The sequence below is a fragment of the Bacillus atrophaeus genome, from assembly GCF_001584335.1.
GTDB lineage: Bacteria > Bacillota > Bacilli > Bacillales > Bacillaceae > Bacillus > Bacillus atrophaeus.
Genome location: NZ_LSBB01000018.1, coordinates 577,362 through 591,556, shown reverse-complemented (window position 1 = coordinate 591,556; position 14,195 = coordinate 577,362). Strand labels below are relative to the sequence as shown.

At 39.7% G+C, this 14,195-nt stretch carries 15 protein-coding genes and 3 pseudogenes; 3 read left to right on the top strand and 15 right to left on the bottom strand.

All coding sequences use genetic code 11. The annotated features are described in order from the left end of the window. Positions 1-14 precede the first annotated feature (14 nt). The 3 genes from xynB to AXI57_RS11925 all read right to left on the bottom strand — a co-directional run bounded on the left by xynB (position 15) and on the right by AXI57_RS11925 (position 3,939). Entirely contained in the window at positions 15-1,616 is a 1,602-nt protein-coding gene (gene xynB / locus AXI57_RS11935; protein WP_061670175.1) for a xylan 1,4-beta-xylosidase, read from the bottom strand. Between the two features lie 41 nt (positions 1,617-1,657). Further along, a complete protein-coding gene (locus AXI57_RS11930; RefSeq protein WP_061670174.1) occupies positions 1,658-3,049 on the bottom strand; it encodes an MFS transporter in 1,392 nt (463 codons plus the stop codon). A gap of 623 nt (positions 3,050-3,672) precedes the next feature. Next, a complete protein-coding gene (locus tag AXI57_RS11925; RefSeq protein WP_061670173.1) occupies positions 3,673-3,939 on the bottom strand; it encodes a hypothetical protein in 267 nt (88 codons plus the stop codon). Between the two features lie 572 nt (positions 3,940-4,511). On the opposite strand from AXI57_RS11925, the pseudogene AXI57_RS22055 reads away from it, so the two are divergent. Beyond that, positions 4,512-4,742 (top strand): annotated as a pseudogene (locus tag AXI57_RS22055) (hypothetical protein). Positions 4,743-4,754: 12 nt separating this feature from the next. Here the strand turns inward: AXI57_RS22055 and AXI57_RS20920 are convergent. From AXI57_RS20920 to rarD, 7 genes and pseudogenes are all read right to left on the bottom strand, one after another. Next, a complete protein-coding gene (locus AXI57_RS20920; protein WP_169800244.1) occupies positions 4,755-5,108 on the bottom strand; it encodes a UPF0715 family protein in 354 nt (117 codons plus the stop codon). 611 nt (positions 5,109-5,719) lie between these two features. After that, a pseudogene (locus AXI57_RS20910) lies at positions 5,720-5,896 on the bottom strand (DinB family protein); the annotation flags it as partial. 451 nt (positions 5,897-6,347) lie between these two features. Next, a complete protein-coding gene (gene xynA / locus AXI57_RS11920; RefSeq protein WP_061670172.1) occupies positions 6,348-6,989 on the bottom strand; it encodes an endo-1,4-beta-xylanase XynA in 642 nt (213 codons plus the stop codon). A gap of 697 nt (positions 6,990-7,686) precedes the next feature. Then, positions 7,687-8,352 carry a bacillithiol biosynthesis deacetylase BshB2 gene (bshB2, locus tag AXI57_RS11910; protein WP_003325781.1) on the bottom strand — a complete coding sequence of 222 codons (666 nt, stop codon included), beginning with the start codon at positions 8,350-8,352 and terminating at the stop codon, positions 7,687-7,689. Positions 8,353-8,371: 19 nt separating this feature from the next. Next, positions 8,372-8,722 carry a YojF family protein gene (locus AXI57_RS11905; RefSeq protein WP_003325780.1) on the bottom strand — a complete coding sequence of 117 codons (351 nt, stop codon included), beginning with the start codon at positions 8,720-8,722 and terminating at the stop codon, positions 8,372-8,374. Beyond that, positions 8,719-8,997, bottom strand: coding sequence for a hypothetical protein (locus AXI57_RS11900; protein ID WP_061670171.1), 279 nt, complete (start codon positions 8,995-8,997; stop codon positions 8,719-8,721). Before AXI57_RS11900 ends, AXI57_RS11905 begins: the two co-directional genes overlap by 4 nt. Before the next feature lie 74 nt (positions 8,998-9,071). After that, entirely contained in the window at positions 9,072-9,968 is an 897-nt protein-coding gene (gene rarD, locus AXI57_RS11895; protein WP_061670170.1) for an EamA family transporter RarD, read from the bottom strand. Positions 9,969-10,066: 98 nt separating this feature from the next. Between rarD and AXI57_RS11890 the strand changes: the two genes are divergently transcribed. Next, on the top strand, positions 10,067-10,522 hold the full coding sequence (locus AXI57_RS11890) for an Hsp20/alpha crystallin family protein (RefSeq protein WP_061670169.1): 456 nt from the start codon (positions 10,067-10,069) through the stop codon (positions 10,520-10,522). A gap of 33 nt (positions 10,523-10,555) precedes the next feature. On the opposite strand, the gene AXI57_RS11885 is transcribed toward AXI57_RS11890, so the two are convergent. The 3 genes and pseudogenes from AXI57_RS11885 to yodB all read right to left on the bottom strand — a co-directional run bounded on the left by AXI57_RS11885 (position 10,556) and on the right by yodB (position 11,839). Continuing rightward, entirely contained in the window at positions 10,556-10,801 is a 246-nt protein-coding gene (locus tag AXI57_RS11885; RefSeq protein WP_061573081.1) for a hypothetical protein, read from the bottom strand. A gap of 155 nt (positions 10,802-10,956) precedes the next feature. Continuing rightward, positions 10,957-11,193: pseudogene (locus AXI57_RS20905) on the bottom strand (GntT/GntP/DsdX family permease); the annotation flags it as partial. A 310-nt stretch (positions 11,194-11,503) separates the two neighbouring features. Continuing rightward, complete coding sequence (gene yodB / locus AXI57_RS11875; protein WP_061670167.1) at positions 11,504-11,839, bottom strand: transcriptional regulator YodB; 336 nt, start codon at positions 11,837-11,839, stop codon at positions 11,504-11,506. A 125-nt stretch (positions 11,840-11,964) separates the two neighbouring features. On the opposite strand from yodB, the gene AXI57_RS11870 reads away from it, so the two are divergent. Next, positions 11,965-12,573 carry a nitroreductase family protein gene (locus tag AXI57_RS11870; RefSeq protein WP_003325768.1) on the top strand — a complete coding sequence of 203 codons (609 nt, stop codon included), beginning with the start codon at positions 11,965-11,967 and terminating at the stop codon, positions 12,571-12,573. Between the two features lie 47 nt (positions 12,574-12,620). Here AXI57_RS11870 and AXI57_RS11865 read toward each other — a convergent pair whose 3' ends face one another. Continuing rightward, positions 12,621-13,223: an alpha/beta hydrolase gene (locus AXI57_RS11865; RefSeq protein ID WP_061670166.1), complete on the bottom strand. Its 603-nt coding sequence runs from the start codon at positions 13,221-13,223 to the stop codon at positions 12,621-12,623. Further along, positions 13,224-14,147, bottom strand: coding sequence for a ring-cleaving dioxygenase (locus AXI57_RS11860; protein ID WP_061670165.1), 924 nt, complete (start codon positions 14,145-14,147; stop codon positions 13,224-13,226). Positions 14,148-14,195 lie beyond the last annotated feature (48 nt).

Genomic DNA, 14,195 nt, shown 5'->3' with positions numbered 1-14,195 from the left:
TTTCATGAAACAAATTATTTTTCTTTATAGCGAAAATATCTAAAGTCGGCCGGAATATGATTACCACTGGTATCTTGGCATTGCATCCCTACAAAGGCTCCCGTGAAAAATCCTCCCCCACGAATGTAGTCATCAGATAATTTTTTCGATTCCAATGCAATGTCAATTTTGTGCCAATCTTCTTTGTTAAAAGAATAGAAATAATAATACTTTTCCTTTTCAATATTTACTCTTAAATATACATACTTTACTTCACGAGGAATAGCAATTTTATTTTTTAATGGTTGTGAAAAAGAAAAGTTATCACATATTGTTAATTCAAGAATACGGCCAAGTTCTTCATCATGCGTGACTTGAAGAGCCGTCCAGTTCTCTGTATTGTAATAGTTCACCAATCCAGCGGCTTGTTGAAAATTCTCCGGATAAAACTCTACAGCAGTTTCCGCTTCAAAATGGAGACTTTGCCAACGTCTGGCTACAAATGCCTGAGTAAATGTCGAGGATAATGATTCATGACCGTATAATCGTAAATGATTTGGCACCTGAGTCAAAGAACCTAATTGATTCGTAAAAGGAATCCTTAAAGTTTGAAAATTTATATTTAATGTTGAATCCTCAAATTCATCAACTTCCGGGTACGTTGCTTCAAACATTGTTTCGGGTATAGAAGGTGCTTCTACCTCCAAGCTTCCTTCTTTTCCACCTGCTACATAAGGCCATTCATCTCTCCAATAGAGTTTTTGAATAGCAGTTTCTCTGCCTAAAGGACAATATCCTCTCTGCTGAAAAATGGAATCATCATCAGGATGAATAGGACGTCCCGTTAAATGAGCTAAATACCACTCACCTGTATGTGTTTGAACAATCGATGCATGTCCGCATTTTTGCAGTGGATTTCTAGGATCATGCCATGACGTTAAGATTGGATTATCGGGATGAACTTCATATGGGCCATCAATATTTGTAGAACGGGCAATTGTAGCAGCATGTTCGAACCGTGTTCCTCCTTCTGCAGTTAATAAATAATAATAATTCCCAATATGATAAAGGTGCGGAGCTTCTGTTAGTTTTCTATCAGTTCCTTTAAATATAACTTTCGGTTTACCAATTAATTTTCGCTCCTTATCAGAATACTCCTGTATGACAATTCCTCCAAATGAATGCCGATCAATACGCTGATCCCATAACATATTTAATAAATATTTTTTTCCATCCGTATCATGGAACAAAGAAGGATCAAACCCCGAACTATTTAATTTAATCGGCTCCCCCCAATCACCATCAATCGTTTCACAAGTAACTAAATAATTGTGACAATCTTTCCAAGCGCCATCTACTACCTTAACATCCGTATAGATCAGCCAAAACTTTCCGTCACTATAACTTAAACATGGCGCCCAAACCCCGCCTGAATTAGGGTTTCCTTTCATGTCTAATTGTGAAACTCTCTGTAACGGATGTGCGACTAAACGCCAATTCACTAAATCTTTTGAGTGGTGTATCTGTACTCCTGGAAACCATTCAAATGTAGATACAGCGATATAATAATCCTCCCCTGCCCTACAAATACTTGGATCGGGATTGAATCCTTTAAGTACTGGATTGATAATCTTCATTTGAACTCCTCCTCAGCTATTTTCTTTTGACTCATTATTTTTTAAGCCTTGAAATCATCAATATGATCCAAATACACTTTATCTCTATTCTCTAATTCTCGTACCATGTTTTTATATTTTTTCTCATCTAAATTATAAAAATTAATATCAATCATGGCTAGTACCAGTAAGAACACGGGAATAATGGTAGTTGTAATTAAAATTCCCGTTAATGCCTCCGGAGTTTGTGCCTGATTTGCCACGTATCCAAACTTATCCAGAACCAGCCCAGGTATAATCCCTCCCAATGCCATACCGAATTTAAAGAAAAACCCGATAATAGCATAAATGAGCCCACCCATTCTTTTCCCAGTCCTATACTCTCCATATTCTATTGTTTCAGGAATGAGCGCCCACATGTATCCTCCGGCAGTAAGACTTCCAGCAGCAGCAATTAATCGAAAGAAGAGTATGAGGTATATATTACTTGGCGGAACAAATAGTAAAGCTAAGAGGCCGATAATATTCAGTAATAATGCATAGTTTAGTAGTTTTTTCTTCCCCAATAATTGATGAAGCCTGGGAATAAACGGTAAAATGACCAAAGCAGGCAAACTTCCAATCAAACCGTACCACTTCACTAAATCCTCTCTTCCTAAGTTATATGTCACATAATAGATGCCAACTGAATTACTTATTGAATTCACTCCAAAAATAATAATAAAGAAAATGCTTAATACAACAAGCGGACGATTCACATGAAATTGCTCAAATATATCCGATAATTTAATTTTCTCCTCAGACTTTTGAAGAGTGACACGCTCTTTTGTGCTTTTAAAACAAAATATTAAAAGGCACCCACCTATCATTCCCAAAATACCCATGGTTAGCTGCCAGCCAAGAGATTCGTTGCCGGAAGTATCGCTTAAATAGGCAGCCAATAAGGGAACAAAAAATGCAACGACAAGTCCCCCAAGATTCGCAAATAACATACGAACAGATGTTATACTAACAACTTCTTGATTATTTCTAGTCATTGCAGAGGTTAACGCGCCATATGGAACGTTTATGGTTGTGTATGTAAGCGACAAGCCAACATAGGTCATATATGCATATATTAATTTCCCCATATCTGAAAAATCTGGAGTTGTAAAACAGAGTAATGCAAGTACTACAAATGGGAAAGCTCCGAATAAAAGATACGGTCTAAAGCGTCCAAACCTGCTATTTGTTCTGTCTACTATTGTTCCAATAAAAGGATCAGCTAGAGCGTCGATGATTCTAACCACTAAGAACATGGTACCGGCTGCTGCTGCCGATAAACCAAATACATCTGTATAGAAGAACAAAAGATAAGTAGACACCGTTGCATAAATTAAATTACATGCAAAATCTCCAGAAGCATAGCCAACTTTTTCAGTTATGCTAATCTTCTTTAAATTTTCACTGACCATGATTTTTCCTCCTTTTTTGATCATTAAATAAGGAACCGTATGAAATGGTTTAAAAATTTCTCAATCACATCGGCCGGAAAGTGTTTTATTAAAGCGCTTTCAAAAAATCACAAAGTGGTTTAATTTCACAAAGCATTTTTCATCGTCCAAAATGGTCTGTATCAGCAAGCAGTAAATTCATTCTTTTTCGTAATATCTCGTATAATTGGGAAAGAATTTAAAGATTCACTCTTTCGTGTTATATATTGTTTAGCTCCAATTGGATCGAGCCTCTTATTCCCCCTTTATATTTAGTTTTCTTATGGAACTAATAAAGTACCCTTCATTAGTTTGTTGATTGGACAAACTAACTTGACTTCATATTATATAATCCTATTCACTTTTTCAATGCTTTTTCAGAAAATCTCTGCAGCAAATGTTGATGATTGCCTTCTTTTTATACACTCAGTTTCTCAAATATCCTGATGATTCTCTTCAAAAAAACTGACAAAGTAATGATCATCCCGCATACTATTTTGTTTAATATCTAAGAAGCCTGTAAAATTTTGAATCTAAACCATACTTTGAATAAAATGATTATTTTATCCCTGCAATTTTCCATGGTAGCCCTAAAAAAAAGCAGTCTATTCAGGCCTGCTCCTTACGTTCTCTTCTTTTAACTTTTTGTTTAGCTTGAAACTAATGAAGACATTGATAATCGCAGCTGGGACATATAAAATTCCTGATCCCATTATTCCTAACGCAGTGCTTGTACCTACTATAAAAGCCTGTATTTCTGTATTTCTTGATTTCAAACTAAGTAACACTAGAATGCCCGCTAAAACCCCTATAAACCGAGCAATGCCTGGAATAAAGAAATCGGTTAGGATTCCAAACATTTGTCCAATCATTGATAACACAATCCCCATAAAACTGGATAACACAACTAATGTTTTGATAGCTTTTCACCCCTTTTTAAATCCGTTTCCATTATTAAACCGCTTTTGATACAGGTCTACAAGTATAGCAGCCCACTCTACAAACCCTCTCAGCTGCCATGCTTTTTGACTCACCATTCTCTTTCCGCTCTATTCCAATACAAATAAACACTCCTTCCCCTGTGATAATGACGATTAGCTTTATTCTAAAACTCTGTAAAGAGCGGTGTATTCTTACATGAATGATGAGATGTGGAATAGAAAAGAAAAGAGCATTTAACTTAATACTCTTTAAGAATCTCACAGTCCATTTCCATAAACTTATATAATTTACTTTTATTGTTTAAGTTCTTTCTTTTTATTCCTTTTGCAACCTGCATAAGAGCCGCCAAAAATAGCTATAAACATGGCAATCCGAATAAAAAGGTTCAAGTTAAATCCCCCAATTTTAAATAAAACACTTCTTTTATCATGACCCCTTTGTCTCTCCCACTAAAAGCTCATATCCGTGTTATGGTTTAATAAAACTTCCAAGGAGTGGTTCTTTGCTTAAAGCTTCAAAAATTTTGATCTCATGTGTAGCATTAATCCTATGCGTGTATTTTTTATATCATCAAAGTGCATTCCTCTTGTTTTCTCTCCAAGTATTAGTTGCACTTCTCTTTGTTTTAATGGGAGTGTAGACACTTTCAAAGAAACAAACAAGGTCTGCGTATTTGTTGTTCGGATCAGCGGCTTTTATACTTGTTGTGAACGTTGTGAAATACATGTTTTAAATAAAAGATAAACTAATTCCGCAAACATATGGAATCCCAGAACCAATAAATTAACGCAGCAACAATGCTCATTATGTAATAATTTAAGCTCCTGAACACTGTAAGAGCACTAGGCGGATAATCAACAAACCAGACCACGAACACAGCTAAAAAAGCTGCTGCAGTATAAATTAAAAAATAGATCAAACTGAACTTTCTGGAATTTCTTCTTAGTAATAATTGTAAAGGAAAAGCAAATATTAAGTAAGTGATAAAAGAGTAGAATGCAATGATACCTATTGTGATTAACGCGATCGCCATAAAATCTGAATAAACAAACATATACAAGCCAAAGACTAGACCATATGACAAACTTGAGAATACCAGAGTATAAACATAACTGTTTAACGTCTTTTAATTGAGGCTCAAATCAGCACCCCCTACCATGTATCCTTTTTAACCGTTATTGAATTGTTCAAAATCTTCATCGATTTTCACATCATTTTAAAAATTAGACTCCGGATAACAAAGTTCCACCTATTAACCAAAAGAAAGGGAATAGAAACAAAACTGAATTTAAGATGATTCCCCATATTGCCCACCGTTTACTTGTCTTTATTGAAGCTAATGCCAACAATTATCTTTATAGGTGAGAGTAATAAAGGGAGCAATACCAGCATTCCATGCCACGGCATTGATATATGAAGAGTAATGAGTAACTTTTGATCATTATTCAAAGAAATCACCGTACGAATTTTTAGCATTTTAATGTGTGTATCAAAACAATTAAAAAAGAAATTAGAAAATTACCAGACATTATTTCTGCTGTGAATAAAAAAAAGAGCGTGTTTTGGAAAAATTGATCAACACAGCTTCATGAGTTAACTTCTTTATAAAAAAGTTTGCATACATTTGCGGGGGTTCTAAACCAAATGTTGTCCATTGCCTGCTAGTCTCATAAGAACAGTCATTTGTCGCCGGTGGTGATTTTGATGTTAAATCAAAAACATCAAAGAACCATCTGGCAATGGTTGACCAATAAAGTAGATACGTTCTTGAGGTGTATGATCAGTCCGCTGGGTTTTCAATGCCTGTACAAACGCATTACTGGCTTGATGATAGCTGTCTGCTATAAACTGAGCCGAAGTAGGGACAGGATAACCTTCAGCAGGGGCACAATTTTGTGATATTTGTTTAAGTGATTCATCAATTAGACTATTTAGAAGTTTCTGTGTATCATCAGCTTCGAACTCTCATGATCAAAACAAACTGTTAACAAGATGAGTTTGAACTCATTGGAACAGTAGATCACGCTGACTAAAAAATATCGCTGTTAAACAAAGAATTGATAGCGCTCTCATTTTTATACTATTACATTAAAATTATAGGGAAAGTTATGAAACCTGATGGGTTATACCCTACCTCTAGCAATGCCAAGGCCGTTCGCCTAATAGAAAACGACCGTTAACCATAACTAACGATTTTAATAATCTTTTACGATACCCGAGGCATATATTAGGATTCCACCTAAAAGTCGCCTCTTAGTAACTCACAATCACAATGTTTATAAAATTTCTCAAGGAACGATCAGCAGCCCGTTAGCTACCCCTGGTTAAAGATGATCTGTTACCACACTGTTACGTTAGAACTTCCACTACTTTGATATCCCTCTGTCGCTAAGACTTGGTAAGCCCAATTACTACCCAGATTCATTCCATATCTCTTCCATGCGTTAACATGATTGCTGAAAGTGATTGTAGCGTTGCTTCCAGTTGGTCTCTTCGACTGGCGAACACTCCAGTACTGCGTAAAAGTAGTTTTATCGCCATCAATGGAAGGTGCATTATAACGTGTAGTTGTATATATGTCATATGTACCCCCATCACTGTTTACAGTACCTTTATACGTTCCAGTAGGTCTATAAGTACCCCATGAATCCACTACATAATATTCTATAAGCGGTGATCTCGTCCAACCATATAAAGTCAAATATGCATTGCCATTCGGCGCCCAAACTCCGGCATTATAGTTTATTGTCCTAAATGGCGAACCTGTAGTCCAACCTTTACCAACAACGAAATTTCCGGTATTAGACCAATTCACACTGTAATTCCCGCCAGAGCCATTTACAGAATTAACCATTCCTCCCCCATCAGTCCAATTTTGCCAGTAGTCTGTGCTAGCTGCAGAGGCGGTTGCCGAAAACAAGCTAATACTCATTAAAGCTGCCGTTAATCCAACTAAGAAATTCTTTTTAAACTTAAACATATATTACCTCCTATAATATTTTTTCTGACTTTGACATGAGGTAGCACTCGTATATATTTAAAACATTCTTAATTACTACCGCCAAAGCTTTTGATCGTCCCCTTCAATATAATATCATGAATCCACGAGTGAATATTACGAATATTCGTAGTTTGATTACAAGGGCCCGAAAATTACATTATAAGTAAACTTGTTCCACCATAACCTAATCCTTTTTTCCGTAGGATCGCAATTCTTGTTTCTAAATCTGATGGAGTTGTTGGCTTATCTAGGCCCGCAATAATGAGCAATATCGGGTAGAGAGAATTTCTAACTCTTTGTATAGCAATCACAGCGTTTACGTGGAAATCACTTTTGGAAATACTCAGGAAGTGCCATTGCTACATGGGCGGGGAAAAACCAACTATTAGAACATTAACTTGGACAGAAGGTCTATACCTAACAAACAAAAAAGGTATGTTCTTCCCTGTCTATACTGACAAACAATCAGGATTAAATCTATTGGCACTATCACATGTTTTTTGGAAAAAGATTCCCTCGGAGAAAAGAGTTAAATGGAGAAATAAAGAACGTACAGCGTATAGAAAACGGTGAAATTTATCCAGTATATTGTGTGGATGAAGTTCAAAAAAGGCTGTCGTGAGTTTCTCGACAGCCTGAAGGTATAAGGCCTGCGCCTTATACCTTTTTTCTCTGATTAGTCATTCCACTGATACGTCCAGTATACTTCTTCTTCGAACCATGTTGCCAAAACCGGTTCGTTATTTTTCAATTTCGCTTCAAGCTCTCTCAACATACCTTCCGTTTGGGTGCGGTGGGCTTTTAATGCATTCATTTTGATATCTGCAACTTCTTTAATATCAAGAACGACATCAGGCTCGCCGAGGCTTTCTTCTCTATCCCGGGTAATGGCCATGCAAAGAGTGCGAGGGCGATCTTCTTTCTTTTTCCGGTAAAGCGCGCGGATCACCGCTTCCCCGCATGCGTCATGATCAGGGTGAACCCCGTACTCCGGATAAAATGTAACAATCAGGCTCGGTTTGACATCATCAATAATGGCTTCCATCATATCAGCCAAATACTCATCATTTTCAAACTCAAGCGTTTTATCACGCAGTCCGAGCATTCTCAGATCATTAACATCCATCGCTTTACAAGCATCAATCAGCTCCTGCTTTCTTAGCAAAGGCAGTGTTTCCCGATTTGCAAAGAAAGGATCTCCCATGTTCCGTCCCATTTCACCTAGTGTCGCGCAGGCATAGGTGACGGGTACTCCTTTTTTCCTGTTTAAAGCAATCAGCCCCGCCACTCCGTATGATTCATCGTCAGGGTGCGGCAGGATCACAAGTACATGTTCTTTCATCATTCTTCCACCCTTTTCTTTAGACTGTGAACGGCTTTTCACTGATTTGAAGCGAAATCGCCAGCTTTCCGCCCGGCAAGTGTCCCGCCATTAACAAGCGGTTCTCATCATCTATCGTATATTCTGTCAGGCCTTCAGCATAAATCCAGCCTTCTTCTGTTTTCAAGCCGACTCGAAATGGGCCGCTTCCTTTTATTTTCGCCTCGTGATACGTGACTTTCGCATTGCGGATATAAGCCACAACCGTCATGTTTTTTTCGTTTAAATGAGCTGAATAGGAACCTGTTGTCGTCTCCAAATGGATATATACAGGGCGATCCGCATATTGTTCTAAAGAAGATTGCACATCTTCTTTTATGATTTCTTTCATAACTGCTCCCCTCTTTCTTCTCTCAAGTGCTGCAAGCGTTCTGTATGCAGCTCAACCAAGCGGTATTTATCAACCGGATTTAGCTGAGAATTCACAATGCGCTGCATGGCGGAAAAATATTTTTCCAGTAAAGGTTTACGAAGCCTCGGATGCGTCATTTTATCCAAAAGCTCAAGATCAATGGCCTGCCGCACCGCATCTATGCCGGTACCGGCGAGTGAACGGTTGTTCCAGAGTGCGGTGTAAGCTGCCGCTATCTCTTTATCATTGTCCATCGTACAGCTCCTTTATGTCATACATACATGAAATGATTATACTCATCTAAGCTGCCGCTGAAAAGCCAAAGGGCTTAATGGCTTTTTGATATCCGCTTCCATTTCACTTGTGAAAAAGTAAACAAAAGCAGTGCAGCCCATATACAGGCAAACGTAAAGGCTTTTGATCCCGTAAATGCTTCATGGTAAACAAACACCCCAAGCAGCAAGGTAATCGTCGGTGCTATATATTGCAGAATTCCCACTTGATAAAGCGGCAGGCGTTTCGCCCCTTCAGCGAACAACAGAAGCGGCAATGCGGTAAATATGCCGGCAAAAAAGAGAAGAAGCCAGGTTCCCCCGCTGACCGCCGCCGATGCAGATTGATGGGCGCCCAGCAACAAATAACAAAGAGCCGCCGGGGTGATCAGTAATGTTTCCAGAGTCAAACCGATTGCGCTCGGAAGACTTGTTCTTTTTTTACATAGTCCGTACAAGCCAAAACTGAATGCTAAGAGAAGCGCAATATAAGGAATTGAACCGTATTGGAACGCAGAAATAATGACAGCCGCCGCTGCAATAGACACGGCCACAATCTGCAGCCGGTTCAGTCTTTCTTTTAGAAATAAAATGCCAAGCAATACAGATACAAGCGGATTAATATAGTAACCCAGACTTGCCTCAAGCAAAAAGCCGTGATTCACAGCCCATATGTACACAAACCAATTGATGGAAATTAAAACAGAGGCAAGCAGAAGCGACAAAAAACCGCCTTTCTTTTTTAAAGAAAGAAGTTCCTTCCAGCCCGTTTTCCACTGGCGCAAAACAGCCAGCACTATGCACATAAACACAAACGACCATATGATGCGGTGGGCCAAAATATCAAGTGCGGGAAGATGCTCCAACAGCTTCCAATAGAGCGGAAATAATCCCCACAGCACAAATGAAACCGCTGTATAAATGATCCCTTTTTTAGTTGAAGAATTGTACAAATCAACCCCCTGCCTTTCTTTAGAGCAGCTTATATTATATCACGTGAAAGATCGAGTGGGCATATACTATTTTGTCCGTTAAGAAAGGCTGTGATGAGATGTTTGAATGGAACAAGTATTTCCCTTTCCAAAATCAATTTTCAAAGGAAGCTTTAAAAAATGCAGATCCAAAAGATGTAGAGGACTATGTAAATCGCGTCATGGAAAGCGTGTTCGGTTCTAATCATGCGGCTCAATTTCCATTTCGCGATCCGCTTCCCAAAAAAGAAAAATCAATGGACGCCGCTCCAGAGATCGATATATTCGAAACAGCGGATCATGTTTTTGTAAAAATCCCCGCCGCCAAAGAGCAGATTGATAACATCAAAATCAAGCATACTTCACAGGCGCTGTTCTTAGAGAATTTCCCCCAAAAGGATCAGCAAAAAAAGGTGGTCCTCCCAAGCTTGGTGAAGCGCAAAGGCACAAAAGCGGTATATAAAGACGGCCTGCTGGAAGTCATGTTTTTAAAGTACGATGATTACAATCTGTCCGAGGTTGAAATCATGAGGTGAAAAACGGTCTGCATCTTATGCAGACCGTTTTTACTAATAATAAGAGGGATAGCCTCCGCCGCCGTATGGCACGCCTGGCCCCTGGCCGTAGGGGACGCCCCCGTATCCGTATGGAGACGGAGGCGGATAAGGATATGGCCTTGGATAGTTAAACAGAGCACTCCCGAGAAAACCGCCTAACAAACCGCCGACTAAAGGAGCGCCAAACAAAAAAGGATTTCGCGCCGGATAACCTGCAGGTCCTGGATTCCCGCGATAATATGCATGATGAGGGTACATCTTCTTTTCCTCCTTTATGTCTGCCTATATTAAAGGTATTCATACAGGAGAAAAAACGATTGGGCGAATCTTGATAAATCATTTTTTTCGTTTATGATTGTGAGCTTACTCGCCAATGGTTCAAAACAACCCGGACCCGCTACAGATATTAAAGAAACCCTCGCCAATAATAAAACACAGCCGAGTCCGGTTACTGAAAGAATTGTTGACAGCAAAGTCCACGTTTGAAATGTTTCCTTCACAGTCAGGCCGAAAAACTCTTTGACCATCCAAAAGCCAGCATCGTTTACATCGCAGGCAATCACACTTCCAGCTCCGGTTGCAAGCACCATCAATCCCGGGTTGACTGTATTCGCCGCCATCAATGGCGCTACCATCCCGGCAGTCGTAATTATTCATGGCCAGTTATTGAAGACTAGAAGTCAATTTTAAAAATCGCCCGCACGATGATTAAGAAGAAATGCTTTGCCTCCTCTTAATCATCGTGTTTATGGGCAAATAAAAAACGTTTCCAACAAAGCGATGGAAACGTCATGAATCAATTTTGGATTGTCTAATGCCCGTCATTCTGAAGGTTTCAAAAACCGCTTTGCCGACTCGCCTTTCAGGTTACGTTCTTTCATTAGAACGGTGTCCCTCTGTTCAGCACGTTACAACGTGTAATCCCCTTTTTAGCTCCCCCGGTTTATTCCTGCTGTATTTTTATTTCTCATGGTGATCAGCCTCTTCCGGCTCACAAAACTTATCCGCCCATGTTTGCATTTCTTGAAAAACAGCTTGCAGAGCTGTTCCCTTTTCGGTTAGATTATAGATCACTTTCACAGGGGTTTCCGGCAGCACCTGCCGCTCAACGATCTTCATTTGTTCAAGCTCTTTCAGCCGTTCAGCCAGCATTTTTTGGCTGATCATCGGAATTGTTTCAGTTATCTCTTTAAATCGTTTTGGGCCGTCCATTAATACATGGATGATAAGGCCATTCCATCGTTTTCCTAATAAAGAAAAAGCAGATTCCATTTTAGGGCACATTGTAAATCCCACATGTCTTCATCCTTTCATTTATTGACAAGAATTAAATGATCAATTAAAATGAGTTCTCGAGTTACATTTAGTAAGTTTCTAACTTTTCTACTATCATACCACGTTTAATTGGAGGAGGAAATACTATGACGAATACACTGGATATTTTACAACAGCGTGCATCAGTAAAAGAATACGATAAGAATGCAACAATTTCGAAAGAAGAAATGACTGAGCTATTGGAGCTTACAACGAAAGCGCCATCCGCTTGGAACCTTCAGCATTGGCATTTCACTGTGTTCCACAGCGATGAAGCAAAAGCAGCCCTATTGCCGGTAGCCTATAACCAAAAGCAAATCATCGAATCATCTGCCGTCGTTGCTGTTTTAGGCGATTTAAAAGCAAATGAAAATGGTGAAGACGTATACGGAGAATTGGCAAAGCAAGGCCTCATCACAGATGACATTAAACAAACGCTGCTCGGCCAGATTAACGGCGCTTATCAAAATGAACAATTCGCCCGTGATTCTGCTTTCTTAAATGCTTCATTGGCTGCTATGCAGCTTATGATTGCCGCAAAAGCGAAAGGTTATGATACTTGCGCAATCGGCGGATTTAACAAAGAGCAATTTCAAGAGCAATTTGACGTAAGCGACCGCTTTGTTCCGGTCATGCTGATTTCAATCGGCAAAGCAGTAAAGCCTGCTCATCAAAGCAACCGTCTGCCTGTATCAGAGGTTTCGACGTGGCTGTAAGCATTTGAAAAAAACCTTAGTCCGGTCATACCGGACTAAGGTTTTTTTTATAGAAAAGCGTCTTGGTACCACATCCGCGCCTGTTCCGCTTCCTGCTGTGTAAGCTGATGTCCTCCTTCTTGCCAATAAACGGCAGTAGAGGCTCCTGCTTCATTCAAATATTGCTGAAGTTCCTCTGTTTCTGCTCTCGTGCATAAAGGGTCATGCTTACCCGCTCCGATAAATACAGGCAATCCTTTCATATCTGGAAGTTCCAATCCGCGAATCGGAACCATCGGATGGTGAAGAATGGCTCCCTTTACTGCTCCGCCAAAGTGAAAGAGCAGGCTTGCGGCGATATTTGCACCATTTGAATATCCAGCCGCAATGACGTTATTCCGATTGAATTCAAGCGTCTCGGCCGCTTCGTCGATAAAATCCTTTAATTCTTTTGTCCGTTCAACCAAATCTTCCTCATCAAACACACCTTCACTCAGCCGTTTGAAAAAGCGAGGCATACCATGTTCAAGCACTGATCCCCTGACACCGAGCAGATGAGCGTCCGGGTCTATGAAACGTCCGAGCGAGAGAAGATCATGCTCATTTCCTCCGGTTCCGTGCAGCAGCAGCAGTACATTGTCAGATGTTCCTTTTTCATAAATATATTTCATTTATATATCCCCCTTAATGCCCGGCAGTATGTCAGTAATTTGTTTTCGGTGCTTTTCCAGCCATTCCGGAAGCTTCAGCGAGGTGCCAAGTTCTTCAAATGTCTCATCTGTCATAAATCCCGGATCATCTGTCGCCATTTCAAATAAAATGCCTCCTCGTTCCCGAAAATAAATAGATGTGAAATATTCTCTGTCAAGGATTTCTGAGGATGAAAGGCGTTCAGCCAGAAGCACGTCCTTCCACTTCGCCTGTTCCTCACTTGTTGTTCGAAATGCCACGTGATGAACGGTGCCATAACCGCCTGATCCTCTTTTTTCAGGACGCAGATGGACGTCGATGATATCGCCTATATCCGCGGAGGATTTGAGTCTTACAATTTGATCCTCTTCCTGGATTTTGTTGTATCCAAACTTTTCAATCAAAAATTGAATGGTCGCTTCTGGGGCGTAAGAATAAAGCAAAGCCCCTTTTATCCCTAGGATTGCCTCGTTTTTTGTTATACCTTCCGCCGTCCATTCGCTTTTTTTACTTTGGGCATCTTCCATAATGGCGAGCGGGAGGTCCTCCGTATCATGAAACAAAAGAATTTGTTCAGACAACAATGTCTGTTCCGTTACTTGCAGTCCATTTTTTTCAAGTCTTGTTTTCCAGAAAAAGAGCGACCCTTTCGGCACTGAAAAATAGATTCTTCCCGCCTGGCCTTTGCCTACAGTCCCCCGGCCGCTCCCTTGGAAAGGAAAGAACGTGATAATCGTGCCAGGCTCACCGTTTTGGTTGCCGAAATAAAAATGATATGTTCCGGGATCATCAAAATTGACTGTTTTTTTAACGAGGCGAAGCCCCAGCACCTCTGTATAAAAACGCAGATTCTCTTGAGGATCTTTTGCAAATGCAGTGACATGATGCAACCCTGCTGTTTTCATTTTCCCACTCCTATTTATCTTGATTTCGAGATATTTAATATTGTAATT

Excerpts from the sequence above, each read along its gene's own strand:
- xynB (WP_061670175.1), bottom strand. The coding sequence starts at position 1,616 with ATGAAGATTATCAATCCAGTACTTAAAGGATTCAATCCCGATCCAAGT.
- AXI57_RS11930 (WP_061670174.1), bottom strand. The coding sequence starts at position 3,049 with ATGGTCAGTGAAAATTTAAAGAAGATTAGCATAACTGAAAAAGTTGGC.
- AXI57_RS11925 (WP_061670173.1), bottom strand. The coding sequence starts at position 3,939 with ATGATTGGACAAATGTTTGGAATCCTAACCGATTTCTTTATTCCAGGC.
- xynA (WP_061670172.1), bottom strand. The coding sequence starts at position 6,989 with ATGTTTAAGTTTAAAAAGAATTTCTTAGTTGGATTAACGGCAGCTTTA.
- bshB2 (WP_003325781.1), bottom strand. The coding sequence starts at position 8,352 with ATGAAAGAACATGTACTTGTGATCCTGCCGCACCCTGACGATGAATCA.
- AXI57_RS11905 (WP_003325780.1), bottom strand. The coding sequence starts at position 8,722 with ATGAAAGAAATCATAAAAGAAGATGTGCAATCTTCTTTAGAACAATAT.
- AXI57_RS11900 (WP_061670171.1), bottom strand. The coding sequence starts at position 8,997 with ATGGACAATGATAAAGAGATAGCGGCAGCTTACACCGCACTCTGGAAC.
- AXI57_RS11890 (WP_061670169.1), top strand. The coding sequence starts at position 10,067 with ATGTTTGAATGGAACAAGTATTTCCCTTTCCAAAATCAATTTTCAAAG.
- AXI57_RS11885 (WP_061573081.1), bottom strand. The coding sequence starts at position 10,801 with ATGTACCCTCATCATGCATATTATCGCGGGAATCCAGGACCTGCAGGT.
- AXI57_RS11870 (WP_003325768.1), top strand. The coding sequence starts at position 11,965 with ATGACGAATACACTGGATATTTTACAACAGCGTGCATCAGTAAAAGAA.
- AXI57_RS11865 (WP_061670166.1), bottom strand. The coding sequence starts at position 13,223 with ATGAAATATATTTATGAAAAAGGAACATCTGACAATGTACTGCTGCTG.
- AXI57_RS11860 (WP_061670165.1), bottom strand. The coding sequence starts at position 14,147 with ATGAAAACAGCAGGGTTGCATCATGTCACTGCATTTGCAAAAGATCCT.